Origin of the sequence: Bacillus sp. SB49, from assembly GCF_000469135.2 — a bacterium.
In the GTDB taxonomy this organism is placed as follows: Bacteria; Bacillota; Bacilli; order Bacillales; family Halobacillaceae; genus Halobacillus.
Genome location: NZ_CP048117.1, coordinates 3,534,730 through 3,558,039 on the forward strand (window position 1 = coordinate 3,534,730; position 23,310 = coordinate 3,558,039).

Consider the following 23,310-nt stretch of genomic DNA (forward strand, 5'->3'; position numbering starts at 1 on the left):
CTCTTGATAGTACATATATATGCAAGAATGTGGATAACTTGTCCAGATAACAAAAAAAGAACTGCCAAAGGCAGCTCCTACATAAATAATTTCGGATCGATCCACTCCGTGTAGCCGGACGAAGATTCATCGTCCCCATTCATCAAAAGCGAGTCACAGGATTGGGAGTATTCAAAAGGAATAGCCTGCACATAATCGTGCGGGAGAAGATCTGCATCCTTATATTCCGTAAACGGCCGATCGAGGGGACGCCCATTTACTCTGTCCTTCTTCAACTCATCGACAACGATCCGACCAATTTGTCTGCCCAACCGGAGCCCCTGGTCATTGTCTGCCTGATAATGTACACCCGCATAAAGGCGTGAGCGTGCATCTTCTTCAGCAACCTGATTAAGCTTCCTTCTTTCAGCAGGGAAAAAATAGCCGAGAATTATCTCTGCCGCTCCGGAAACAGTAGCGTGACCGGATGGATACGACGGATGCTTCGGCGTACAGACGACCGTAGCTAAATGGCGGTCCAACTGGTTCGGCCGGGGTACGAGCCATTTATATTTCAGAGACCAGCACACCACGAAGGCATCATTCATGCCGCTGAACAAAGCTCCAAGGATTCTTGCTGCCCGAGGGGCTTCCACTCCATACGTATCAATGAGTCGATCAATGATCGGAATCCACTGTTTGGAAGGCGGACCAGCTCCCCAGTACTTGGCAATGGTAATTTGTTCTTGCGTCAAGTTTGCAAGGGTTTCTTTAACGGTTTCTAATTCCTCATACCAATCGATCGTATCCGGATCTTTAATGGCAAGACGAATGGGACGCCCATCCATTTTCTTAAAACCGTGCCTTCGACTATGCTGAATGAAATATGTTTTCCACTCGCCTGCTTCAAACTCCACTCCCCGTTCTACAACAGGCGGCACCTTCGTCCCTGCATAAGGTATTTCGGTCCAGCTCGGATAGTGACGAGACATGGCATTCCCCTCCTTTTATCCTTACCATATGTAGAGACAATAGGAGTGTTCCATTAATATGTCACTGGTGATGACCTTCCGTTACAGGAGATTGCGCTTTGATCAAATCCGCGTAGAATCCACCCTGATTCATCAGCCGGCGGTGACTACCCTGCTCTATAATTTTTCCGTGCTGCATAACGAGTATTTTATCGGCCGAACGGATGGTATGAAGTCTGTGAGCTATGACAAAACTTGTGCGACCCGCCATCAGCCGCTGTAGCGCCGTATTAATTTTACTTTCGGTCAAGCTGTCGATACTACTTGTCGCTTCATCCAAAATGAGCAGGGAGGGATCAGCGATCATCGCCCTGGCGATGGAAAGAAGCTGACGTTGACCGTGACTCACTCCTTTTCCATCGGAATCCAGAACCGTCTCGTACCCTTCAGGAAGGTTTACGATGAACTCATGGGCACGCGCGGCCTTTGCTGCAGCCTCGACTTCTTCATCCGTAGCCTCCAAGCGGCCGTAGCGGATATTTTCCCTGATAGACAAATGAAACATGGTCGCATCTTGAAGAACCACTCCCATTCTGCTCCTCAGCCAACTTCTGGGTACTCTCTGAAGATCCACCCCGTCCAAATAAATCGCGCCTGCATCCGGGTCGTAAAACCTGGAAAGAAGCGAAAGAATCGTTGTCTTCCCTGCACCCGTCGGACCGACAAGTGCAATTGTCTCTCCAGGTTCTGCAACAAAGTTGATATCCACAAGAGTCGGCTGGCCCTCCTCATAAGCGAAGGACACAGAATCAAAACGGATGTCACCAGATATACTTTCAAGCGGCTCTTCTTTGACCTCACCCTCTACTTCCTCATCCAACACTTGAAATACACGCTGCGCTCCAGCTACTGCCGATAAAATCATATTGAACTGATTAGCAAGGTCATTGAGTGGACGGGTAAATTGACGGGAATAAGTGGTGAAAGCAACGATCACACCAATGGAAATACTGCCATTCAACGCAAGGATACCACCCGCCCCGATAATAATGGCAAAGCTTACATTATTCAGCATGTTCATTAATTTCGGGATGAATCCTGTGTAAACCTGTGCATAATAACCCGATTCCCTGAGTGCTTCATTCTTCTTTTCAAAACGCTCTATTACCTGCTGCTCCTTGGAAAACATGCGGACGACCGGCTGGCCGGTAAACATCTCTTCCACATACCCGTTCACTTCCCCCAGATCTGTCTGCTGCTGCTTAAAGAAAGGTCCTGTCCGTTTCGTAATCCATTTCATTCCGAAATACATGACAGGAACGATAGTCAAAGTCAGCAATGTCAGCAAAGGACTCAGCCATAACATAAGCACAATAGTGCCGGTCAAAGTAAGAACACTGGTAATGAACTGGACGACCGCTGTGTTCATGGTTCGGCTCACATTCTCGATATCATTAGTCAACCGGCTCATCAGCTCTCCTTGCTGCATCCGTTGAAAATACAGAACCGGAAGTTTTTGTACATGGGAGAATAAGTGATTCCGCATTCTGCGAACCGATCCTTGCGCGATATCGATCATCCAGTAGTTTTGCAGCCACAGGAAGACAGATTGACATACGTAGAGTATGAGCAGCAGGACAAGCATACCGACAAGTGTGTCACGGGAAGGAACTTCGATCACTAAGTCCACGGTTTTGCCAAGTAAATACGGACCTAATAGTGACAAGGAAGAACTGACCAGAATAGCCGTTATCACCATAATAAACCGCTGCTTTTGGGTCGCCATATATCCCCATATCCTCTGCAGCGTCTCCCACACACGGTCAACCTTCGGGGGACTTGTGCCTAATCCTTGATGACGCCTGCTCATGAAATCACCCCTTCCTGCTGGGTTGCATGAACTTCCCGATAAAAATCGTTTGAGTCCAGTAATTCTTCATGGGTTCCGTTCGCGATCAGCCTGCCGTTCTGAAGCAGCAGAATGGTGTCCGCATTTTCCACGGAGCTGATTTTCTGTGCAACGATGAAGACGGTGCAGCGCAGTTCATTTAATGCTTGAAACAACCGTTGTTCCGTATGTGCATCGAGCGCACTTGTACTGTCATCAAGCAAAAGGATTTTAGGCTTTCGGACGAGCGCTCTCGCTATGGAGAGTCTTTGTTTCTGGCCACCGGAAAAGACGACACCCTTTTGACCGATTTCCGTATCATAGCCGTCAGGAAGGCTTGAAATGAAGGAGTGAATTTGAGCCCTATCAGCGGCTTCCTTTACTTCCTCTTCCGTCGCATCCTCTTTCCCCCAAGCGATGTTCTCTCGTACGGAACCAGAGAAGAGATGGACGTCCTGTGGAACCAGACTTATTTGTTTCCGTAATGGCAGGAGGGCGAAGTTCTCCAATTCTTCCCCATCCAAAGACAATTGCCCGGAGTTTTTTTCATACAGGCGGGGTATTAAATGTAACAAGGACGTTTTTCCTGAACCTGTTTCTCCAAGAATTCCTACGGTTTGACCAGCTTCGATCTGAAAGGAAATTTCCTGAAGTACACATTCGCCGGATCGCTCAAAAGAAACATCCTGAAAGGTTACAGATCCTTGCAGCTCTTTCGTTACAGGAGAAGACGGTTCTGCGATGTCCGTATCCTCCCGTCCGACTTCTTCCAGGCGGACCGCTGATGCGTAAGCTCTTGAGAACACCATGATAAGAAACGTAAAAACAGAAAAAGTAAACAAAATCCTTGTTGCGTAATTGATGATTGCGACCACTTCTCCTGCCTGCAAATCTCCAGCACGCAGCCACTCCCCGCCGAAGAAGAGCAGGAAAAGAATCACGACGTTCATACCGAGCATAACGACCGGCATCGCCGTTTCCACGAGCCATAGTGCGCGCTTATTCTGCTTTACAAGGTCATCGTTTCTTTCGCTGAACCGGTCCTTCTCATGTGCTTGTCTATAGAATCCCTTAATGAGACGGATGCCTGTTAAATTCTCACGGATGACGGTATTCAGGGCATCCAGCTTAGTTTGGACGTTTCTAAAAAGCCGGACTCCTTTAGTCAGAACAAAATACAAAAAAACGAGCAGAAACGGAACACTGCCGAGCATGATTACAGCCAGACGGACATCAATTGTAAAGGCCATTATTAATGCGAAAACTATGAATAATGGCGCCCGGAGACCGATACGAACAAACATGAACAAAAAGTTCTGAATCTGGATGACATCGTTTGTGACCCTTGTTACCAGACTCGGCGTAGGAATACGCTGGAAGTTTTCATCTGTGAACGCCTGTACCTGCCGGAAGAGGTCCCTGCGGAGATCATACCCTACCCCCTGACTAAAACGGGATGCATAAAAAGAGTTCGTAATTCCGGCTGCAAACGCGGTTAAAGACAACAACAACAAGATCCCTCCCCAAAGAGCTACGACAGAATATTGTTCCTGAAGAATTCCATCATCAATGATCTTAGCCATTAAAAGAGGCTGGACTAACTCCACAACCAGTTCCAACAGCATCAAAATTAACGCTATGGATGCCGAGCTTTTATAAGTCTTTGTATAAGCCAACACGTAACGCATGAAGGAACCTCCTCCTCTCCTTACAGGTTTCTTGAAACCTACTTCAGCCAGGGTTATACAGACATTCTCTTTTTTAAATATTTCAGTATAACTTTTGTACAACCCTTACGACAGTATACGGGGCCTTACCCCTATCCAAAAACCCGGGCTTAGTCGTTGTTTAATAAGCAAAAATCCGGCATAATGGGAATGTATCGCTAACATATATGTAAGTACTTGTGGGAATTGCACAAACAAAATAGAATTATATTAATAATGCTTTAAGTACGACGGAGGAAGGTGATGCTTGATGGACAATATAAAACCGATTTTTCCAGTGACGGAAGAGCTCCTCGAACTCGTCGATTTGCTCAATCAGGTCTCTACGGACAACGAAGACCAGGTCATTCCTCAAACCATGGCTGTTCTGAACAAGGTTTATGCTCAAGGCATCATGGAAGGTTATGAAAAAGCGATGGAGAAACAAAAAACAAAAAAATAAAAGAACGAGGTGGATGGAGTGACAGGGAAAACCACCGGGATCGATGTCACCCTTGATATTGTCTGCGGCAAATGGAAAGGACTGATCCTTTGGCAGCTGCTGCATATTGATTCAATCCGATTCAACGAGTTACGCCGCTCTATAGAGGGGAACATCTCCTCCCGAATCCTTACCAGGGAATTAAAGATGCTGATTGATGACGGTTTAATCGAGCGAATCGATTATGGAACCGTCCCTCCCAAAGTGGAATACCGCATCACTCCTTATGGGAAAACGACATCCACGTTTTTGGAAAGTATGAACCGCTGGGGGCTTATACATAATCAAATAAGTCTGTCAGATAAGGACATTACCAGTGAAATACAACATAAGAAGGATAACAGCTGCTGAAAGAAGAAGAGGCCCTTGAACGAGTGAAGAGGCCTCTTCGGAATGGATCAAAACGAACGATCTGCCGGATAAGTAAGGCCGATTTGTCTACGGGCTTCTTCCATTACCTTCGCTGCGATCAAAGTATGTGTCAATGAATTATTTCCAGCATGATTTTTCTCACCTTTAACAAGAGAAACGAATGCTTCGGTCTCATAGTACATAGGAAGAAACTCCTTTTCTTCCACTTCCAACTCCTCCACGCTTCCATCTCTGTATCTAATCTGTATGTCCTTCGGTTCTGAAATATTAGGAATGACTATGGTACCTTCTTCTCCCTGAATTTCCGACGGTGCATACGCATTGATGATTTTCGAATGCATGACGACACCTTCCATATCCTTATATCGGGCTAAGACGGTACCTTCTCCATCCACGCCGGATTCAAGCATCACCCCGTTTGCCTTTACTTCCTCCGGAGCCCCGAACAGGGTGACCATCGGATAAATCCCATAAATACCGAGATCCATCAGAGACCCGTTGGATAGAGAAGGTTGGAAAGCATTTAATACTTCCCCTTCTCTGTAAGCATCATAACGGGAAGAATATTTGCAGAAAACACCTACGTACCTTCTGACCTTTCCAATCTTATGTAAATTCTCCTGAACAGCAAGAAAACCGGGCATCACCGTGGATTTGACAGCTTCCATAAGGACGACACCATTCTCCTTTGCCACTTGAATCATCGATGCGATCTCCTGTTGATTGGACGCCATCGGCTTCTCACACAGAACATGCTTCCCAGCCTTCATAAGCTCAACAGCCTGTCGGGCATGAAAGGCGTTTGGACTGGCAATATATACAGCATCCACTTTATCACTTTCAGCCAGTGCATGGATGTTTGTGTACGTTTGGGAAACTCCATAATTCTCCGCAAATGCTTTGGCACGGCTTTCCGTCCTGGAATAGACTGCTGTCAGTTCTACCTCTTTATGCTGACGGGCCGCCTCTATCCACTTCTCTGTAATCGTATTTGTTCCGATCACTGCGAACCTGATCATTCCTAACACCCCATTCGTTAATGTAGCACTATTATACAACACACCAATGAAAAGACCTACCTGATGGAAATTTCAGTCGATGTGCTTCAGACCAATTTCAGCAAGGATTTCCTGGCCTTCTGTCGTCGGGTGGACGTCTCCTTCGATGATCAGCTTCGGCTTTCCCTCAAAAGCCTTATGGGCATCGATCAACTTCACAGAAGCGAAATGCTGGAGCAGTTTAATGACAGATGCATACTGCTGATTGATATAGGATAATGGTGTCGAAAGTTTCTCCCCTGCTGCCGGATAAGGGTTATAGATATTGTAGACGAGAACCTTCCCGTCAGTCAGTTGATCGATTTCTAATATAGTTGAATAAACATTGTAGATAAGGTCTCTGATAATCGGCGCCGCTTCCTCCATCTTCAAACCCTTCAAGCCACCATTTTTCTTAAGAATATTCAGCAGGTCATTCCCTCCAATATAGAGGACGACATAGTCGGCGTCATGAAGCGCTTCACGAAATATATCATTAGAACGGACGGCCTGAAGCAGTTCTTCCGATGTAAGACCAGGGATGCTTAAGTTGATGACCTCCATATCACGCTCCGTACCAATAAGGGATGGGAACGATTGCTTAGGAGGATTTAAGTTCCCTTCTACCAGGTTGTATCCAAACGGAATGGAGTCTCCTACCGCGACCATTCTTTTATCTTGAAAAGCTCCGGCGGTAAGCGGAAAGGACAAGACGAGAAACAGAGCAGTCAATATCGATATAACTTTCACCTTATACATCCCCTGTTCTTGAATTATGTAAGACAGGGCACCCGCTAAGGCACCCGTCTGACTATTTCCGAATAAACATCTGTACCCATTGGTTTCCGTCTTCGGAAAATCCGACTCCTACATGGGTCATGTTCTTATCCATTATGTTCTTGCGGTGTCCGGGACTGTTCAACCATCCTTTGACAACCTCATCCGGTGTGCTTTGTCCTGCCGCTATGTTTTCAGAGGCCTTTCTATAATCGACCCCATACTCTTTCAACATTTCAAACGGACTTCCATACTTCGGTGATGTATGAGAGAAGTAATTGTTTTCTGCCATATCTTCGGATTTATCCTGGGCTACCTCTTCCACCTCATTACTATTCTTCAAAGGCTGAAGTCCTTGTTTTTCTCTAGCTTCATTTGTAAGATCCAAGACCTTCTGTTGAAAATCCCCTTCTGGTGCGGCAGACTGATCCTGACCGTCTTTTTGCTCAAATAAGTATGGATCCTGCGCTGTACCATTCGGGTTCATCCCTTCGAAAGGAATGTTCGCGTCAAAACGATTCTGTCCGTTCCCATACTGCCCATAATTTCCGCGATCCTGCGTCCCACGGTCTGCAGGATCAAAACTGACCTCATTTAAATTATTCTGCTGTCTTTCCCGTGCAGATTGGTCTGTTGTATTACAAGCCGCAAGCATGATGAGCATCATGACGGCAAATGCTGTGTACCATAAATGTTTAGGCATGTTTCTTTATCCTCCTCAGGAATTTCATCAGTTTTACTATGTACGCCCAATCAAAACTTATCCATGAGAAGATGTTCCATCCCAAATAAAAAAAGAGCGGAATCCCGCTCCCTTTTCCCTTACATATGACAATCCGGACAACAATGTTGGCAGCCATTGACCTTGTCAAATGTATTTCGCGCTTCCTCGAGTGCACTGCTGCACTCGCTATGTCCGCCTAAAGCAAGCAGGTTCTTCTCGAAAGGCATGAAATTACAACCTTCGACATGCACCTCATGTCCGCCGTCTGCCTGCTGATTCTGATTCGCAAAATATTGAGCCACTAATATCTCCTCCTTAGCCTCTTTGTACCCGGACAAGATGAATTGAAACCGGAAAGGAAGCGTTATCCACACTGTTTTAAATGCTTCATGGTAGGATAAAGCATAGAACCAAAACCATAACGAAAGGCGGAACAACTATGCAACGCGTATCTATTACGGAAGACATGTCTTACTCAAGACTCATCCACGGCCTTTGGAGGCTGGCAGACTGGAAGCAGACGAAGGAAGAAACATTGGAGTTAATGGAATATAACCTTGATCTCGGCATCACAACTTTCGATCATGCAGATATTTACGGAAGTTACACGTGTGAGGCTTTATTCGGGGAAGCTTTGGCTCTAAAACCATCCTTACGAGAAAAAATGGAGATCGTGACGAAATGCGGCATCGTCCTTCCTTCCAAAAACCGGCCTGAGCATAAATCACACCATTACAATACAAGCCGGGAGCATATACTCACCTCTGTGGATCATTCGTTGACCAACCTCCAAACCGATTATATCGACACTTTGCTTATTCACCGCCCGGATCCTTTCATGGACGGAGAGGAAGTGGCGGCCGCTTTCACTCAATTGAAAAAGGAAGGCAAAGTCCGGCATTTTGGTGTGTCCAATTTTAAAAATCACCAATGGACTATGCTTCAATCCTATTTGGATTTCCCATTAGTGACCAACCAACTGGAGCTCTCCGCCATACAGCTTGAAAATTTCGAAGATGGTACGCTGAATGCATGCCAGGAGAAACGTACGGCACCAATGGCATGGTCTCCTTTGGGCGGTGGAGATATTTTCCACTCCAATGACGAGAAAGACGTGCGCCTGCGCGACAGCTTACATAGGGTGAAGGATGAAATCGGAGCGGATGGTATCGATCAAGTGCTTTATGCCTGGCTGCTGGCACACCCGGCCTCGATTATGCCGATTATCGGTTCCGGCAAGAAGGAGCGGGTTCTCCAAGCTGTCCGCGCGCTCGATTACCAATTAAACCGCGATCAGTGGTTTGATATCCTGCAAAGTTCAATGGGGCATGACATCCCATAATGGATGTGTTAACGGCTTTAAGTGTTACACAGACTTTTTAAAAAAGGAGTTCCGGCAATGTTTGCCGGAACTCCTTTTGTTTTTATAATGACTGAACCGCTCGTTCAATGTCCGCGGCTTTCGTCACGGCCGATACGACAGCGACGCCGGCCGCCCCTGCCTCCATGACAAGATGCGCATTATGCTCATCAATGCCCCCGATACCGACGACTGGTAATTCGGGATGAGTCATCCGTATATCACGAATAAACTCCGGACCCGTAACTGGATTAGCATCACGCTTCGTGGAAGTAGGAAAAATCGGCCCGGCACCAACATAATCGACTAGATGAAGAGGACTTTGTTCCAGGTGATTCCTATCGGACAAAGATAGGCCGATCACAGCGTCAGGGTATGCCGCCCGGATACTCTCTACCTGAGCATCTTCCTGCCCCACATGAATGGCCTCGGCCTCCAAAACTTCGAACAGTCGGATGTCATCATTGACGACAAATAAGACGTTGTTTGCATCACATACCCGCTTCAAAGCACGCCCGAGTTCGACTTTATCTTCCCACTCCATAGAACCATCCCCCTTTTCCCGGAATTGAAAAGCCGTGATTCCGCCGGAAACAGCTTCAGACAGCGTTTCCAAAGGATCTTTTACACAGTCTTGGCTACCCATGACTAAATACTTCCGCAGACGATGGGAAAGTGTCATATGCCTTCCTCCAGATCCCGGCTGAGTGCATCAAGGAAATGCGGCAGGAATGTTCCAGGGCCCTGAACAGATGGGAGAGAAGCGGCCTGCTCCGCTGCACGACCGTAATGCTTCAACGCCGTTTCCAGTTTCTCGTACACTCCGCCATCGACACTAAGAACAGCGGCGAGAATGGAACCCAGGAGACAGCCGGAACCGGTGACGCGGCTAAGCAGCGGATGACCGCTCTCGTTCCGACCGCTTTTTCCATCGGCACAAAAGCGGTCAACGGCACCTGTGCAGACGACCGCTGTGCGGAATGCTTCAGCAACCGCTTGAACAATTTCCCCGGTATTCCCTTCCCCGACAGAATCGACTCCCTTCGTCTCCACTTCTATATCAACCAGCCGAGCCAGCTCTCCTGCATTTCCTTTGATGACCGTCGGTTGAACCTCCTTTACGATGCGTTGAAATGCTTCATAACGATACTTGGTCGCCCCTACCCCGACGGGATCGAGAACGACAGGAATACCTTTCTCATTAGCGGCTCTTCCTGCCAAGATCATGGATTCCACCTGGTAATCATTCAATGTTCCGATATTCAACAACACCCCGTCTGCCAACATCGCTACGTCCGCCGCTTCCTGATGGGCGGCTGCCATGATTGGAGAAGACCCGAAAGCAAGCGCACCGTTCGCTGTGAAATGGACGACCACTTGGTTCGTGATGTGATGAATCAGCGGCCGCTTTTCTCTTACTTTTTCTATGATGGTGTTCATCCTTTCATCGTCTCCTTCCTGGTGGCAAAATGATTGGTGGGTCCGCTTCCTGCTCCCAGGTCAAAGGAGTGACGAATGGCTTCGGTAACAAAGTACTTACTTTTACGGACGGCTTCTTTCAACGTATCGCCCCGGCTTAAGTATGCCGTAATCGCAGCCGAATACGTACAACCGGTGCCATGGGTGTTATTCGTATCGATTCGCTCTGCTTCCAAAACGGTCATCTCGTTTCCATCATATAAATAATCGACCGCATGACCTCTCAGATGACCTCCTTTGACAAGTGCTGCACCAGCTCCATAAACCTCGACAAGTTCTTCCGCTGCCTTTTTCATAGCTTCTTCCGTCTCTATCGCCTTACCGGTCAAATACTCCGCTTCCGGTATGTTCGGTGTTACGAGCGTTGTTAAAGGAACAAGCTCTTTCCTGAGATAATCCCTCGCCTTTTCCTCAATTAAAGGATCGCCGCTCGTTGCTACCATCACAGGGTCCATGACGTATGCAGCCTCTGTTTCCTTCAGCCATTGTTTAAGGACCTCCATCATATCGATAGTTGCCACCATACCCGTTTTCAGTGCATCGATCGGCATATCGTCTGATACTGCATAGAGCTGCTGCTTCAGCATCGTGACCGGAAGATGATGAACCGCAGATACGCCGGTCGTATTCTGAGCGACTACCGAAGTGACGACGCTCATCCCATAGCTTTGAAGCTCTTGAAACGTCTTTAAATCCGCCTGGATACCCGCACCGCCGCTTGGATCCGTTCCGGCGATGGTAAGAGCACACTTCACTCGGTTCATCGGTAAACCCCCTCAGCTACGGGCCATTCCTCGACGGTATAGGCCATTTCCCAGAAGGATAATTCCAGCTGGCAGCTCTTTCGGAAAGCTTCACGCATCTTATTCTTCTCCTCGTCTGAAGCTTGCTCTGCATAGGCATCAAGCTTCTCACAAAGCTGTCCTGTCAATCCGCCTATTTCTTCCTCTGCATAGAAATCGATCCAATCAAAGAACGGATGATTTTCGTCCGGTTGATAGGCTTTCGTTAGTTCTTTACCGATTTCGAGATATGTCCAGGGGCATGGAAGTAAGGCGGCAATAATTTCTCCAATACTGCCCATATGCGCATGGTAGAGCATATGTTTAATATAGTGGTCCGCTGTCGGTGGCAGCGGGTAACCCTGCAGTTCCTCATATTCTTTACCGATATATCGGCACAGGTTGTTATGGGGATGCACTTCACTGTGGAGCACAAAGTTGATCTGGTCATTGAAGAGCTCAATATCTTCTCTTTTTGGTGATTTGGAAACAGCAATGCCGTACACATGCATAAATGCATTCAAATATTCAAAGTCCGCTTTCACATAATGAGCGACAGCTTCTTTCGGAAGTTCTCCTTTTCCGAGACCTTCAACAAATGGATGGTGAAAAATAGCTTCAAACACGTCCTGATTTTCTTTTCTTAATTGAGTGGAGAATGACATAGTGGTGCCTCCCTGGGTTATTCGGAAGCTACTAGAGGATTGCAGAGGTCCAGACTACTTCCCTACGCTGGTACGAACCAGATCAGGTGTTGAGGGACAAAGGATAATCCTTATCTCAGCGATAATTCGCGCCCCTAGCAGTTTCCGTGTATTATGGTTGTAATAGAAGTTGTTCTGCTTTGATACGTGACAGCACAAACCAGCCGATGGCAGCTCCTGACAGACTGCTGATGAAGAAAGAAGGAACAAAGGCAAACGCTCCGGCCGCACTGCCCATGATGAATCCAGCCAGCGGAACGGCGAGTAATGCTCCAATGATTCCAGTTCCAATCACCTCGCCGACTACAGCTGCCCCTTTCCGTTTGTATATCCGATAAAACAAACCAGCAAATAATGCTCCGACCATTCCACCAGGAAAAGCCAACAGTGTTCCTAGCCCTAAAAGAAATCGCAGCAGGCCGATGCAGAAAGCAATGGCAGCAGCAGGCAGCGGTCCAAGCATCACAGCAGCCATGACATTTACCGCATGTTGGACAGGATATGCCTTCGCGATGCCTGCCGGGAACCAGAGCAGCTGTGCTCCGAATGTTCCAATGGCAACAAACAGTGCCATAATAGTCAATAAACGTGTACGGTTCAATACATTCCCCCCTTCCATAAGAAAATAAAAAAGCCAGGTCCTGGAGAGGACCTGACTTGGATCATAGACAGTCGATGAATAACTATTCGTTCGTCTGACTACTTCCCTCCGCTGGTATTAACCAGATCAGGTTCATAAGAGTCGAAAAGCTTTACGCTTTCCTCTCAGCCTGTAACAAGGCCCCCCTAGTAGTTGAATCGTACTATTTGCTTGGTTGAGTCTTATGATAACAAAGTTCGTATCTTCTGTCATGTGCAATATTCTGAATAATATCTGTATTCGAGAGGAGAATGACAATGAGAAACATCTGGACAATGATGGGGGCCGCTTGTTTGATTCTTTTGGCGGGGTGCAGTTCTGCACCAGCCGGCTCGGATTATGAGGAAACGGAAGCAGAGGCGCCTCCGGAGCAAGCAGAAATCAGCGGTTATGTGATGGAACAGGAAGGATCCAGTATCCTTGTCGTCACTCCGACTACAGAGTCAGAAGACAAAGGGCGGGCGATGTGGGTGTCTGAAGCTCCGGACAACGAATGGACAGGTAAGTATGTAGATGTTTGGACAGACGGCCCCATTAAAGAAAGTTTTCCAGAACAAGCACTTGCCGATAAGGTTTCCGAAGTGGAGATGAGTGAAGTAGAAGGGGCCCGATTGACGACCTCCGAAGCCTTGGCTTCCGCTCTAACCGATGTAGAAGATGACAAAATTGTCGCCGTGGCGGAAATTCTATTTGATGAAGACGATGACCAGTGGCAGATTGTTCTTAAGGAAAACGAAGGACCGAAGAAGGAAGTGCTTGTAGAAGATGAATAAAAAGCCGGGGATTCCCCCGGCTTTTGCTCATTTGGCAAGTGGAACAAGCGACGCTTGGATAACCGAATAAAGACTGCTGATATCCTTGACTGAATCGATGCTCGCTTGAAAGACCTCCTCTTTCGGTACACAGGACCAATCCAGATGGTAGCCGGCTTTCAAGGCGATTGTGCGGATGAACTCACGCAAGCTCCGACCATTTCCTTCCCGAAACGGATGAAGGACGTTCAACTCCGCCATATAGTGAGCCAGTTTCCGTGCTAAGTCCTCTTTGTCCATCCCTGCCCACTCTTCCTTCATTAGAGAATCAAAGATCGGGACAGAAGCTTCCTGAATGAAGCGGGCCTGCGCAAAAGAAAACCCGTCCTTCGTGATATTCTCTGTCCTGATATTGCCCGCAAAAGGATAAAGATCGGAAAATAAACGGGCGTGAATACGCTGCAAATGTCTGAGGTCGAAGTCCCCTTCCACAGGCTTCTCCTGCAGTTCCGACAAACGCTGGGTGGCAAGGATCGCCTCCATATACTCCAGCTGCTTGTCGTCCATAAGGTCATAGTGATTAATCAGCACATCAGTCCCTGCATAACAATAGCGGGAGGATTCACCCCCATACCTGGAACTAGGCATGGCGGGACAATTCCAAAGCCCGCTTGACGAATTCTTTATGGGATATGGCTCCTGTAAGACACTTCTTAACTAATGATTCCTGCTTCTTATTCAAGCTGAACCCTTCAATAGCCATGGACGCTTTCGCAGAACGCATCAAATGCTCTGCCTGTTCTTCTGTCCGAACACTCATTCTTTCCCCTCCGAACCACATGTATCTGTTATATATTATACTACAATGCCTCTTAATAATACAGTCAAAACGTTCGACAAACCCTTGTCACATAAGGGATTATGACGTCTTCTTCTTAGTGGAGGCAGTCGTTTTTCGTTTCGTGGTTTTTTTCTTCTTCGCGCCTTTGGTCCGCTCCAACGATTTCTCCAGAGCTTCCATCAAATCGGTGACATTGTCCGGTTTTTGTTTGTCTGCTGCCGTCGTAACCTCTTCGTTGTTCTTCTTCGCCTCAATCAAGTCCATCAACGCGGTTCGGTATTCGTCCGTATATTTTCCCGGATCAAATGTTTCGGTCAATTGATCGATCAATGTCACTGCGGTACTAAGCTCTTTCTTTCCTAAATCCGCCTCTGCCGGCACATTCGGGACATCCTGTACGTTCCTTACTTCGTCCGGGAAATGGATCGTTTCCATGAGCAATGTATTTTCATAAACACGAACAACCGCCAGCTGTTCCTTGGATCGAATAATAATTTTTGCTACACCTATTTTCCCCGTATCGGACAGAGCTTGGCGTAACAACCCGTATGCTTTCGATCCCCCTTCATTGGGCGATATAAAATAGCTTCGTTCAAAATAAATCGGATCGATTTCCTCTAACTTGACGAAGTCGAGGATTTCGACCGCCTTATCCTCCTGCTCCTTCTTCAGCTGTTCCAAATCCTCTTCATCCAGCACCACGAATTTGTTCTTGGCATATTCATAGGCTTTCACAATTTCTTCCTGGCTGATTTCCTCTTCACATACAGGACAGCGTTTTTTGTATTCCACCGGGGTCTTACATTCTTTGTGAAGCTGCCTTAGCTTAATATCCTTGTTCTCCGTCGCTGCATGAAGCTTGATCGGAATATTGACGAGACCGAAGCTGATGGTTCCTTTCCACATCGTATGCATAGTTCTCGACTCCTTTTTCTCCTAGCATTCACGACAGGTCGGTAAAATATGTTCGCCGGCTGTGGGTAAACTAAGCAGCATATAAAAAAGGAGCGGGTGTCATTGAAACCGATGCTATTGACTGCTGCAGAAGATTTGCCGACCGGACCGGATTGGATTTATGAAGTGAAGTATGACGGCTTCCGCTGTCTCCTCCATGCTTCGGAGGACGGGATAAAGCTATGGAGTAGAAACGGCAAGGACTTGAGTGGCCGCTTCCCGGAGATATGCGGGTTTATCCCCCCAGCCGACTCGCTCCCCTTCACGATTGACGGGGAACTCGTCATCCGTAACACACGGTGGCAGACAAACTTCTCTCGCTTGCAGACGAGAGGACGGTTAAAGAAAGAAGCTGTAATAGCCAGGGCCGCCCGGGAAAGGCCGTGTACATTTGTCGCATTTGATCATTTGACGGGGGGGAAACAGAGATTGGAAGAACGAAAGCGTAGCCTGTACGCTCTCGTTCAAACCATCCAGCATCCTCACATCGTGCTTTCAGAAGTACACACCAGCCTAGAAAAGATAAAAGCATTAGTATTGCTTCACAGGGCGGAAGGGATTGTCGCAAAACACAAGAAGAGCTTATACAGCGAAGGGGAGCGGTCCAAGCAATGGTTGAAATGGAAGAACTTCCGCAGCGTTTCCGGCTGTCTGACAGCCTATGATCCGGCCAACGGCTACTATGACGTCACTCTCATGGAGGAGACGTTGGGAAAGTTCAAAAATGGGCTGTCTGCCGAAGAAGCAGAAACACTTCAGATGTTTTTTAAAAGTAACGGAGAAAAGCAGGCAGGGAAGTGGTATGTAAGGCCAAGCGTCTGCGCGGATATCCATTGCCTTGATGCAGCGGATGGGGAAATGCGCGAACCTACTTTTCACCGATTCCGCTTTGATCTGACACCGGAGAACTGCACAAAAGAGAAGATGGAGTGGGACCTTTCCCTCTATCCTGAAGAAGTACCTGTCACGAACTCGGATAAACAGCTGTGGAAGAACGTCAGTAAGAAACAATACTTTCAATATATCCGTCATATCGCACCTTACATGCTGCCATTCTTAGCGGAGAAGAAATTGACAGTAATCCGCTGTCCGGACGGGATTACTGCTGAGTCCTTCTATCAAAAGCAAGCCCCGGATCATGCTCCGGACTATTTAGACACATGGGAAGAAAAAGACGGAAGCCGGATCCTTTGCAATAATCTCCCCTCGCTCCTTTGGCTTGCCAATCAAGGAGCAGTGGAGTTCCATATCCCTTTTGACAAAACAGATGCATCCTTACCCGATGAAATTGTCTTCGACCTGGATCCCCCAAGTCGGAAACACTTTTCACTTGCGATTACCGCTGCACAGTGGATGAAGCAGATGCTGGATGAAATCGGAGTCATCAGCTTTATCAAAACGTCTGGTAACAAAGGGATGCAGATTCATATCCCTATTCAAGCAGGCGACTTCAGCTATGAGGAAACGCGGAACCTTACCGAAGCTGTGGCGGAAACACTCGTACAAAAATGCCCGGACCTGTTCACAGTCGAACGCCTGAAGAAAAAACGAGGAGAGAAGCTGTATCTGGATTATGTCCAGCATGCAGAAGGGAAAACAATCGTTGCCCCCTATTCCGCTCGCCGTATCGATGAAGCCACGGTTGCCTGTCCGTTATTTTGGGAAGAGGTAAAAGAAGGACTGCGACCGGAATCCTTCACGATTAAGAACGTCCTGGCCCGACTCGAAGAGAGAGGCTGTCCGTTTCTCCAATATGAAGAGGCACGGAAGCGGCAGCCGGTCAAACAGTTGAAGCGACTCTTATGATTTTGTCGAAACATTTCCCGGGAAATGACAACAAAAAAGCGGTGCTCCCTGCGCATGAGAGCACCGCTTTCCCTTATTCCAACATAGCTGTCCGTTCTTCTCTTAATTTAAATTTCTGCAGTTTACCACTGGCGTTCCTCGGCAATTCTTCCATAAATACATATCGTCTCGGCCGCTTAAAGCGGGCCAGCCTTCCGCCTGAGGTGCAGAAAGCATCCAACTCTTCGGAGGACACCGGGTCCCCCTTACGGACAATGAAGGCGACCACCCGCTCTCCCCACATCTCATCCGGTTCCCCAACAACCGCCGCATCGAGCACACCAGGATGATCAAAGAGCACATCCTCTACTTCTCTCGAGTAGATGTTCTCTCCACCGGATAGAATCATATCTTTCACTCTGTCCCTTACCCACAGATATCCTTCTTCATCAAAGGAGCCGATATCACCGGTGTGATACCACCCTTTGTATAAGACTTCTTCCGTTTCTTCCGGCCTGTTGTAATAGGCCGTCATCATACTCGGCCCGCGGACGATAATTTCCCCCAGTTCGAACGGTTTGCAGATTTCATTGGGTTCCGCCGGTCCATGCTCATTCGTTCGCACGACCCTGACGTCATGATTAAGCAGCGGTCTTCCTGCCGATCCTGCTTTTCTTATTTGCTCCTCGTCCATCAATGCTGTAATGGCAGGGCCCATCTCCGTCATGCCATAAGCCTGGAGCAGTTCTACTCCAAGGGCGTCATGCAGACGCTTCGTGAGGGATGGAGCCATGGGAGCTCCACCGTATAATCCCTGTCGGAGCGTCTGGAAATCCTCTGCACTGAATTCTTCTTCCAGCACCATGTTCCACATCGTCGGTGCTGCAAACAAGCAGGTGATCTGCTCCTGCTTGACGGTTTCAATCAGTTCTTGCGCTTCGAAGTGGTGCATAATCACATTTGCTGCCCCTATCATAACGCGCGGGAAGAAGGCGCAGTGCAGTTCCGCACAGTGAAAGATCGGGGCAACCGTTAATCCGCGATCCTCTTTCGTGAGACGCAGACAAGCTGTCATAATCAGCGCTTGATCGATCATGTCACGGTGGGAGTGGATGACGCCTTTCGGTGACCCGGTCGTCCCTGACGTGTACATGATGGCATATGGATCGTTTTCATCGAGTTGACACACCGGTCGATCTGCTGTAACACTTGCCAGTCGATCGTGATAGTTTACGGCGTGCTCCTGCTCGACTTCATCAATGCTCCAAAATTCGATGGCAGGCATATCTGCAGCTATCGGAGCGACTTGTGACGCCGTAGCCCTCTCAAACAATACGACCTTAGGGGAGGCGTCGGTCAGAATATAGCGGATCTCCCGTTCTGACAGTCGGAAGTTGACCGGTTGGAAGACGGCACCGATCTTCATACAGGCAAACAGCGTCGTAGCAAATTCAGATGTATTGAAGAGGACAGTCGATACCCTGTCTCCCTTCTCCACTCCGGATGCCCGTAAAGCATTGGCAGCTCTATTCACTTCAATGTCCCACTCTGCATAAGTCCACCGGATTCCAAGTCGTAAATCCACCAAGCCTTCCTTATCCCCATGCTTCGCTACCGTTTGTTCGAACATCCCTTTAAGTGTTTGTGCCATCGTTTATCGACTCCTTTGTTTTTGGTTAGTCTAAAAACGGACCTGCCTCACCTGACGTTCTCCATGCAGTCATTTGATTCTTTCAATAATAGTCGCATTCGCCATTCCTAACCCTTCACAGACAGCCTGCAATCCGTAACGCGCGTTTCTCCTTTCCAGTTCGTGAACTAATGTTGTCATCAGCTTCACTCCTGTCGCGCCAAGTGGATGACCAAGCGCAATCGCTCCTCCGTTCACATTCACCTTCTCATGCGGTACCCCCGTTTCTTTCATCCAAAATAGCGGCACAGAGGCAAAAGCCTCGTTCACTTCAAAAAGATCGATATCCTCAAGAGCCAATCCGGCTTTTTCCAATGCTTTGTAGGTCGCAGGAAGCGGTCCTGTCAGCATGAGTGTCGGATCAGAGCCGATGACGGAGCGGGAGGCGATACGGCATCTTCCTTTAATTCCTTCTGCTTCCGCCTTCTCCTTTGACATAAGCAGTAGAGCGGCCGCTCCATCACTGATTTGACTGGCATTACCCGCTGTGATTTTCCCTCCTTCTTTAAACGGCGGCTTTAATTGTGCCAATGCATCCATGGATGTATCCGTTCTTGGTCCTTCATCCCGGCTGCACACATCCCCGTCTGCTGTCGTAATTGGATGAATCTCTTTATCAAACCGCCCTTCTTTTACCGCTTGTATCGCCCGCCTGTGGCTCTCGACCGCATATAAATCTAGCGTTTCTTTCGATATGTCCCAGCGATCTGCAATACGTTCGGCTGAGAGACCTTGATGAATCAATTCATATGCATCCGTCAGGCGTTCGTTATCTTTCACTCCCTGCCGATTCGAAAACATCGGAACCCGTGACATACTTTCGACTCCGCAGGCAATGACAGCGTCCATATCCCCGCTTGCGATTGCCTGTGCCGCAAAATGAACCGCCTGCTGGCTCGATCCACACTGGCGATCCAATGTAACACCAGGGACTTGAACAGGAAAACCCGCGGTAAGGGCGGCAATGCGGGCAATATCTCCTGCCTGCTCACCAACTTGCGTTACACACCCGGCAATCACATCCTCCACCTGAGAAGGATCCACTCCCGACCTTCGCATCAATTCTTTCAGCAATTCCGCTAACAGAAGGTCGGGCCTGACTTCACGGAACATGCCTCCTCTCCTTCCGACCGGTGTTCTTACTGCGTCAACGATCACTACTTCTCTCATTACACAACCTCCCCGCCAGACCCCTTCCTGCCACCCGCAGATGCGGGTGCTGGGAGCAGAAAACGTCGGCGCTCCAAATCCATGTCTCTCTAACTACGTTGCTGTATTTCTCTCTTTGCTGAATATATTCCTTCCTGATATTTAAATTGATTACAAAAATATGAAATTAGAAGGATTTCGACAGACCAGAATGACGAAAAACTTCACGATCCCCCACGCGCCTATGTTCTCAGAAATAAAAAAAACCTTGCAGCAAAAACCTGCAAGGTTATCTGTATCCTTTTATTTCAGAACTTTTTCAATAGCGCGCGCTACTCCATCTTCTGCGTTTGTAGCAGTCGTGAAAGCCGCTGCTTTCTTAACATCTTCCTGAGCATTCCCCATAGCGACACCAAGTCCCGCTTCTTTGATCATCGCCATATCATTCAAACTGTCACCTACGGCCATCACTTGACTCATGTCCAAATCCAACCACTTGCAGACTTTCTTCAAAGCAGCTGCTTTATTCACACCAACAGGGTTGATTTCAATGTTCGTTGGACTGGAATTAGTCACTTCCAGCTCTTCATTGTTATTCAATTCTTCCAAGATGACTTCACGCACCTCATCGTCTTCTATGTCGAATCCGAATTTCAACCAGTCGTACTGATGGACCTCATTCTCAAACGGATCTTGACTATTATAAAGACCTTGTACGGTTGTAGACCAGAAATACAGGCCGTGTTCTTTTTTCAGTTCCCACAGCCTCTCGACATGTGTATGGTGGAGCTTATTCTGCTCTACCAGTTCGAATTGGTGATCATAGATTTCCCCGCCATTGATCGTGACGATGTAGGAAGAGCGTCCTAAAGATTCCGCAATATCCCTGCACCGGGACAGCGATCTGCCTGTACTTAGTACGACATGAATTCCTTGTTCTTTTGCTTCTTTTACAGCTTTTTCGTTAGCCTCAGAAACGGTGCCTTCATGACTTACAAGGGTCCCGTCCAAATCCAAGGCGATCAGTTTGATATCTTCCTTCATTTCTCCCACGTCCTCTCTATTACTGTATCCATTCTAATACATCCATGCCCCCGGTACAATAAATCCGTAAGCCCGGCAATAGAGAGACCCCATGTAAAGACGGATCTTTACACGGGGTGCCTTTATAGAGCTTGGTGCTCCTTCTTTATTTCCTGAAGCAGGACTTGGTCCAGCAGCAGGGTCAATCCTGTCTGACTTAACGCCTTGGCTCCTTTCATGAGCGCTTCGTCTCCCGCTTTCGAGCGGGCAGCTTCCCGAAACTCGTCCGTATGAGCGACAAGCGAGTCCGGGCCTATTTTGATATATGGATGAAGGGTAGGAATGACTTGGCTGACATTGCCTGCATCGGATGAACCGAGACCTTTACGCTCGGCATGATACACTTCGCCGAGTGCCTCGATCTTCTGCCGGAACACTTCATCAAACGTTGGGGTTACTTTAAAATTATCTACTCCGTTTTGAATGCGCGTCATTTTGTAATCCGCGCCTGTGATTCTCGCCGCACCTGCAGCGATTTCTTCGACCCTGCGTGTTACTTCATCACATGCTTCACGCGTTGCTGCTCGTAAATAAAACCTCGCCCGGGCATAATCCGGAACGATATTAGGTGCCTGACCGCCATCCAAGATGACTCCATGGATCCGCACGTCATCCGGAACATGCTGGCGCAGGGCATTGATCCCGTTGTACAGTTGAATGACTCCATCCAAGGCGTTGATCCCGTCGTGCGGGTTGCTTGCCGCATGTGCACTTTTACCGAAGAATTCAAAATCGACAGGATCGACGGCCAGCGTAGGCGCCGATCCCGACGTCCTCCCCATCGGATGAACCATCATACAGACATCTAAATCCTGGACGAGTCCGTGGCGGACGAATGTTCCTTTCGCGCTGCCGTTCGGTCCGCCTTCTTCTGCCGGTGTGCCGAGTACGACGATATCTCCTCCGGTTTGACTGATCAATTCCCCTAATGCAATGGCAGCCGCACAAGAGGCTGTGCCGATAATGTTGTGTCCGCATGCATGACCAAGACCCGGCAGGGCATCATATTCTGCCAAAAAACCGATTTTAGGTCCGGGAACACCAGAGCTTTTCACCGCACGGAAGGCCGTTTCATGTTCTGGGATATTCCGATCGACGACAAACCCTTCCTTTTCTAAAAGAGTGGTCAGCGTATCTGCAGCGAAATATTCCTCGTTGCCTATTTCCGGGTGTTCATGAATGCTGTGACTGATGGATAGGTATTCTCCCCGCTTCCCTTCTATCTTTTGCTCAAGAAGGGTGGAAAGAGAAGTTGCTGTTTCTGTAGTCATTTCCTCCACTCCTTTACCAGCCGATATCTTCCAATGGGACAAATGTCGGAATAAGGGAATCGTTGTATGTTTTCTTAATGTGATCCGCTACATCCTCTTCTTGATAAAGCTCAACGATTTTCTGATAGACTTCTTTATCTGCTTCATCGGCACGAGCCGCAATGATGTTGATATAAGGTTGAGCGGTTTCATCCTCAATATAGACAGCGTCTTCCACCGGTACAAATCCTGCTTCAACCGCGACTCCATTATTAATGACGGATGCAGCGACATCGGGAAGGACACGTGGTGTCTGGGCAGCAACAATAGGTTCAAATTTCAAGTTCTTCGGATTATCTTCAATGATATCGAGCGATCCATTTCCGTCGAAATCTTCCGGTAGACCGATCAGACCCGCCTGCTCAAGGAGAAGCAGAGCGCGTCCCATGTTCGTTGCTTCTTTCGGGACAGCGATGGAACTTCCATCAGGAATGTCCTTTACATCTTTATATTTTTCGGAATAGACACCCATCGGAGCAATGATCGTCGTACCGATCGGCTTCAAGTCTAAATCGTGCTCTTCTATGAAGGAATCAAAATACGACACCGTCTGGAAAGCGTTCAAATCGATATCTCCATCAGCAAGTGCCATGTTCGGGCGCACGTAGTCCGCGAATTCAACCAGTTCAATGTCAATATTCTCTTTCTCTGCTTTCTCCTGAACTTTCTCCCAAATCGGGACGCCGGAACCATTCAGGCCTACCTTCACTTTCGTCTTCTCACCAGAGGCTGCGTCGCCTTCACTGGAGCACCCTGCTAATACAAAACTGATGATTGCGATGAAACTTAAAATAAATCCCCACTTTTTCATAATAATATCCCCCT

Annotated in this window: 25 protein-coding genes and 2 riboswitches; of the genes, 5 read left to right on the forward strand and 20 right to left on the reverse strand. The window is 47.9% G+C overall.

What is annotated here, in order from left to right:
* Positions 1–77: 77 nt before the first annotated feature.
* The 3 genes from M662_RS18345 to M662_RS18355 all read right to left on the reverse strand — a co-directional run bounded on the left by M662_RS18345 (position 78) and on the right by M662_RS18355 (position 4,526).
* Positions 78–971: a vanadium-dependent haloperoxidase gene (locus tag M662_RS18345; RefSeq protein WP_026577761.1), complete on the reverse strand. Its 894-nt coding sequence runs from the start codon at positions 969–971 to the stop codon at positions 78–80.
* A gap of 61 nt (positions 972–1,032) precedes the next feature.
* Positions 1,033–2,820 (reverse strand): ABC transporter ATP-binding protein, encoded by a 1,788-nt coding sequence (locus tag M662_RS18350; RefSeq protein WP_026577760.1) that lies wholly within the window; start codon positions 2,818–2,820, stop codon positions 1,033–1,035.
* Positions 2,817–4,526, reverse strand: coding sequence for an ABC transporter ATP-binding protein (locus M662_RS18355; RefSeq protein ID WP_026577759.1), 1,710 nt, complete (start codon positions 4,524–4,526; stop codon positions 2,817–2,819). Before M662_RS18355 ends, M662_RS18350 begins: the two co-directional genes overlap by 4 nt.
* Positions 4,527–4,815: 289 nt before the next feature.
* On the opposite strand from M662_RS18355, the gene M662_RS18360 reads away from it, so the two are divergent.
* The gene (locus M662_RS18360) at positions 4,816–5,007 is read left to right on the forward strand and encodes a hypothetical protein (RefSeq protein ID WP_008636808.1); all 192 of its coding nucleotides are present in this window, start codon (positions 4,816–4,818) and stop codon (positions 5,005–5,007) included.
* Between the two features lie 18 nt (positions 5,008–5,025).
* Entirely contained in the window at positions 5,026–5,397 is a 372-nt protein-coding gene (locus M662_RS18365; protein WP_026577758.1) for a winged helix-turn-helix transcriptional regulator, read from the forward strand.
* A 47-nt stretch (positions 5,398–5,444) separates the two neighbouring features.
* Here the strand turns inward: M662_RS18365 and M662_RS18370 are convergent, their stop codons facing one another.
* From M662_RS18370 to M662_RS18385, 4 genes are all read right to left on the reverse strand, one after another.
* The gene (locus M662_RS18370) at positions 5,445–6,437 is read right to left on the reverse strand and encodes a Gfo/Idh/MocA family protein (protein WP_026577757.1); all 993 of its coding nucleotides are present in this window, start codon (positions 6,435–6,437) and stop codon (positions 5,445–5,447) included.
* Between the two features lie 72 nt (positions 6,438–6,509).
* The gene (locus M662_RS18375) at positions 6,510–7,205 is read right to left on the reverse strand and encodes an SGNH/GDSL hydrolase family protein (RefSeq protein WP_026577756.1); all 696 of its coding nucleotides are present in this window, start codon (positions 7,203–7,205) and stop codon (positions 6,510–6,512) included.
* A gap of 61 nt (positions 7,206–7,266) precedes the next feature.
* Positions 7,267–7,935 carry a CAP domain-containing protein gene (locus M662_RS18380; RefSeq protein WP_026577755.1) on the reverse strand — a complete coding sequence of 223 codons (669 nt, stop codon included), beginning with the start codon at positions 7,933–7,935 and terminating at the stop codon, positions 7,267–7,269.
* Positions 7,936–8,054: 119 nt separating this feature from the next.
* Positions 8,055–8,258, reverse strand: a complete 204-nt coding sequence (locus tag M662_RS18385) for a hypothetical protein (RefSeq protein WP_008636796.1) — start codon at positions 8,256–8,258, stop codon at positions 8,055–8,057.
* Between the two features lie 137 nt (positions 8,259–8,395).
* Between M662_RS18385 and M662_RS18390 the strand changes: the two genes are divergently transcribed.
* Positions 8,396–9,298, forward strand: a complete 903-nt coding sequence (locus M662_RS18390) for an aldo/keto reductase (RefSeq protein ID WP_026577754.1) — start codon at positions 8,396–8,398, stop codon at positions 9,296–9,298.
* 82 nt (positions 9,299–9,380) lie between these two features.
* Here M662_RS18390 and thiE read toward each other — a convergent pair whose 3' ends face one another.
* From thiE to thiW, 5 genes are all read right to left on the reverse strand, one after another.
* Positions 9,381–9,998 carry a thiamine phosphate synthase gene (gene thiE, locus M662_RS18395; protein WP_008636793.1) on the reverse strand — a complete coding sequence of 206 codons (618 nt, stop codon included), beginning with the start codon at positions 9,996–9,998 and terminating at the stop codon, positions 9,381–9,383.
* Positions 9,995–10,756, reverse strand: coding sequence for a hydroxyethylthiazole kinase (thiM, locus tag M662_RS18400; RefSeq protein ID WP_026577753.1), 762 nt, complete (start codon positions 10,754–10,756; stop codon positions 9,995–9,997). Before thiM ends, thiE begins: the two co-directional genes overlap by 4 nt.
* Positions 10,753–11,559, reverse strand: coding sequence for a bifunctional hydroxymethylpyrimidine kinase/phosphomethylpyrimidine kinase (gene thiD / locus M662_RS18405; protein ID WP_026577752.1), 807 nt, complete (start codon positions 11,557–11,559; stop codon positions 10,753–10,755). The genes thiM and thiD overlap by 4 nt, the downstream gene beginning before the upstream one ends.
* Positions 11,556–12,242: a thiaminase II gene (gene tenA / locus M662_RS18410; protein WP_008636790.1), complete on the reverse strand. Its 687-nt coding sequence runs from the start codon at positions 12,240–12,242 to the stop codon at positions 11,556–11,558. Before tenA ends, thiD begins: the two co-directional genes overlap by 4 nt.
* Positions 12,243–12,284: 42 nt before the next feature.
* Positions 12,285–12,388: riboswitch (TPP riboswitch) on the reverse strand.
* 5 nt (positions 12,389–12,393) lie between these two features.
* Positions 12,394–12,882, reverse strand: coding sequence for an energy coupling factor transporter S component ThiW (gene thiW / locus M662_RS18415; RefSeq protein WP_026577751.1), 489 nt, complete (start codon positions 12,880–12,882; stop codon positions 12,394–12,396).
* Between the two features lie 86 nt (positions 12,883–12,968).
* Positions 12,969–13,079: riboswitch (TPP riboswitch) on the reverse strand.
* 99 nt (positions 13,080–13,178) lie between these two features.
* Between thiW and M662_RS18420 the strand changes: the two genes are divergently transcribed.
* A complete protein-coding gene (locus tag M662_RS18420; protein ID WP_026577750.1) occupies positions 13,179–13,694 on the forward strand; it encodes a DUF3221 domain-containing protein in 516 nt (171 codons plus the stop codon).
* Between the two features lie 27 nt (positions 13,695–13,721).
* On the opposite strand, the gene M662_RS18425 is transcribed toward M662_RS18420, so the two are convergent.
* The 3 genes from M662_RS18425 to ku all read right to left on the reverse strand — a co-directional run bounded on the left by M662_RS18425 (position 13,722) and on the right by ku (position 15,429).
* The gene (locus tag M662_RS18425) at positions 13,722–14,264 is read right to left on the reverse strand and encodes a Fic/DOC family protein (RefSeq protein WP_236096527.1); all 543 of its coding nucleotides are present in this window, start codon (positions 14,262–14,264) and stop codon (positions 13,722–13,724) included.
* 49 nt (positions 14,265–14,313) lie between these two features.
* Positions 14,314–14,493, reverse strand: a complete 180-nt coding sequence (locus tag M662_RS18430; protein WP_008636785.1) for a hypothetical protein — start codon at positions 14,491–14,493, stop codon at positions 14,314–14,316.
* A 99-nt stretch (positions 14,494–14,592) separates the two neighbouring features.
* Positions 14,593–15,429 carry a non-homologous end joining protein Ku gene (gene ku / locus M662_RS18435; protein WP_026577748.1) on the reverse strand — a complete coding sequence of 279 codons (837 nt, stop codon included), beginning with the start codon at positions 15,427–15,429 and terminating at the stop codon, positions 14,593–14,595.
* Between the two features lie 111 nt (positions 15,430–15,540).
* Here ku and ligD point away from each other — a divergent pair, with 111 nt between their 5' ends.
* Entirely contained in the window at positions 15,541–17,274 is a 1,734-nt protein-coding gene (gene ligD / locus M662_RS18440) for a DNA ligase D (RefSeq protein WP_236096566.1), read from the forward strand.
* 73 nt (positions 17,275–17,347) lie between these two features.
* Here the strand turns inward: ligD and M662_RS18445 are convergent, their stop codons facing one another.
* The 5 genes from M662_RS18445 to M662_RS18465 all read right to left on the reverse strand — a co-directional run bounded on the left by M662_RS18445 (position 17,348) and on the right by M662_RS18465 (position 23,296).
* Complete coding sequence (locus M662_RS18445; RefSeq protein WP_026577746.1) at positions 17,348–18,904, reverse strand: fatty acid--CoA ligase; 1,557 nt, start codon at positions 18,902–18,904, stop codon at positions 17,348–17,350.
* 69 nt (positions 18,905–18,973) lie between these two features.
* Entirely contained in the window at positions 18,974–20,113 is a 1,140-nt protein-coding gene (locus tag M662_RS18450) for a thiolase family protein (RefSeq protein ID WP_026577745.1), read from the reverse strand.
* Between the two features lie 282 nt (positions 20,114–20,395).
* The gene (locus tag M662_RS18455) at positions 20,396–21,136 is read right to left on the reverse strand and encodes a Cof-type HAD-IIB family hydrolase (RefSeq protein ID WP_008638896.1); all 741 of its coding nucleotides are present in this window, start codon (positions 21,134–21,136) and stop codon (positions 20,396–20,398) included.
* 122 nt (positions 21,137–21,258) lie between these two features.
* On the reverse strand, positions 21,259–22,446 hold the full coding sequence (locus M662_RS18460) for a M20 family metallopeptidase (protein ID WP_026577744.1): 1,188 nt from the start codon (positions 22,444–22,446) through the stop codon (positions 21,259–21,261).
* A gap of 13 nt (positions 22,447–22,459) precedes the next feature.
* Positions 22,460–23,296: a MetQ/NlpA family ABC transporter substrate-binding protein gene (locus M662_RS18465; RefSeq protein WP_008638900.1), complete on the reverse strand. Its 837-nt coding sequence runs from the start codon at positions 23,294–23,296 to the stop codon at positions 22,460–22,462.
* Positions 23,297–23,310 lie beyond the last annotated feature (14 nt).

Excerpts from the sequence above, each read along its gene's own strand:
- M662_RS18345 (WP_026577761.1), bottom strand. The coding sequence starts at position 971 with ATGTCTCGTCACTATCCGAGCTGGACCGAAATACCTTATGCAGGGACG.
- M662_RS18350 (WP_026577760.1), bottom strand. The coding sequence starts at position 2,820 with ATGAGCAGGCGTCATCAAGGATTAGGCACAAGTCCCCCGAAGGTTGAC.
- M662_RS18355 (WP_026577759.1), bottom strand. The coding sequence starts at position 4,526 with ATGCGTTACGTGTTGGCTTATACAAAGACTTATAAAAGCTCGGCATCC.
- M662_RS18360 (WP_008636808.1), top strand. The coding sequence starts at position 4,816 with ATGGACAATATAAAACCGATTTTTCCAGTGACGGAAGAGCTCCTCGAA.
- M662_RS18370 (WP_026577757.1), bottom strand. The coding sequence starts at position 6,437 with ATGATCAGGTTCGCAGTGATCGGAACAAATACGATTACAGAGAAGTGG.
- M662_RS18380 (WP_026577755.1), bottom strand. The coding sequence starts at position 7,935 with ATGCCTAAACATTTATGGTACACAGCATTTGCCGTCATGATGCTCATC.
- M662_RS18390 (WP_026577754.1), top strand. The coding sequence starts at position 8,396 with ATGCAACGCGTATCTATTACGGAAGACATGTCTTACTCAAGACTCATC.
- thiE (WP_008636793.1), bottom strand. The coding sequence starts at position 9,998 with ATGACACTTTCCCATCGTCTGCGGAAGTATTTAGTCATGGGTAGCCAA.
- thiM (WP_026577753.1), bottom strand. The coding sequence starts at position 10,756 with ATGAACACCATCATAGAAAAAGTAAGAGAAAAGCGGCCGCTGATTCAT.
- thiD (WP_026577752.1), bottom strand. The coding sequence starts at position 11,559 with ATGAACCGAGTGAAGTGTGCTCTTACCATCGCCGGAACGGATCCAAGC.
- tenA (WP_008636790.1), bottom strand. The coding sequence starts at position 12,242 with ATGTCATTCTCCACTCAATTAAGAAAAGAAAATCAGGACGTGTTTGAA.
- M662_RS18420 (WP_026577750.1), top strand. The coding sequence starts at position 13,179 with ATGAGAAACATCTGGACAATGATGGGGGCCGCTTGTTTGATTCTTTTG.
- M662_RS18430 (WP_008636785.1), bottom strand. The coding sequence starts at position 14,493 with ATGAGTGTTCGGACAGAAGAACAGGCAGAGCATTTGATGCGTTCTGCG.
- ku (WP_026577748.1), bottom strand. The coding sequence starts at position 15,429 with ATGCATACGATGTGGAAAGGAACCATCAGCTTCGGTCTCGTCAATATT.
- ligD (WP_236096566.1), top strand. The coding sequence starts at position 15,541 with ATGCTATTGACTGCTGCAGAAGATTTGCCGACCGGACCGGATTGGATT.
- M662_RS18445 (WP_026577746.1), bottom strand. The coding sequence starts at position 18,904 with ATGGCACAAACACTTAAAGGGATGTTCGAACAAACGGTAGCGAAGCAT.
- M662_RS18450 (WP_026577745.1), bottom strand. The coding sequence starts at position 20,113 with ATGAGAGAAGTAGTGATCGTTGACGCAGTAAGAACACCGGTCGGAAGG.
- M662_RS18455 (WP_008638896.1), bottom strand. The coding sequence starts at position 21,136 with ATGAAGGAAGATATCAAACTGATCGCCTTGGATTTGGACGGGACCCTT.
- M662_RS18460 (WP_026577744.1), bottom strand. The coding sequence starts at position 22,446 with ATGACTACAGAAACAGCAACTTCTCTTTCCACCCTTCTTGAGCAAAAG.
- M662_RS18465 (WP_008638900.1), bottom strand. The coding sequence starts at position 23,296 with ATGAAAAAGTGGGGATTTATTTTAAGTTTCATCGCAATCATCAGTTTT.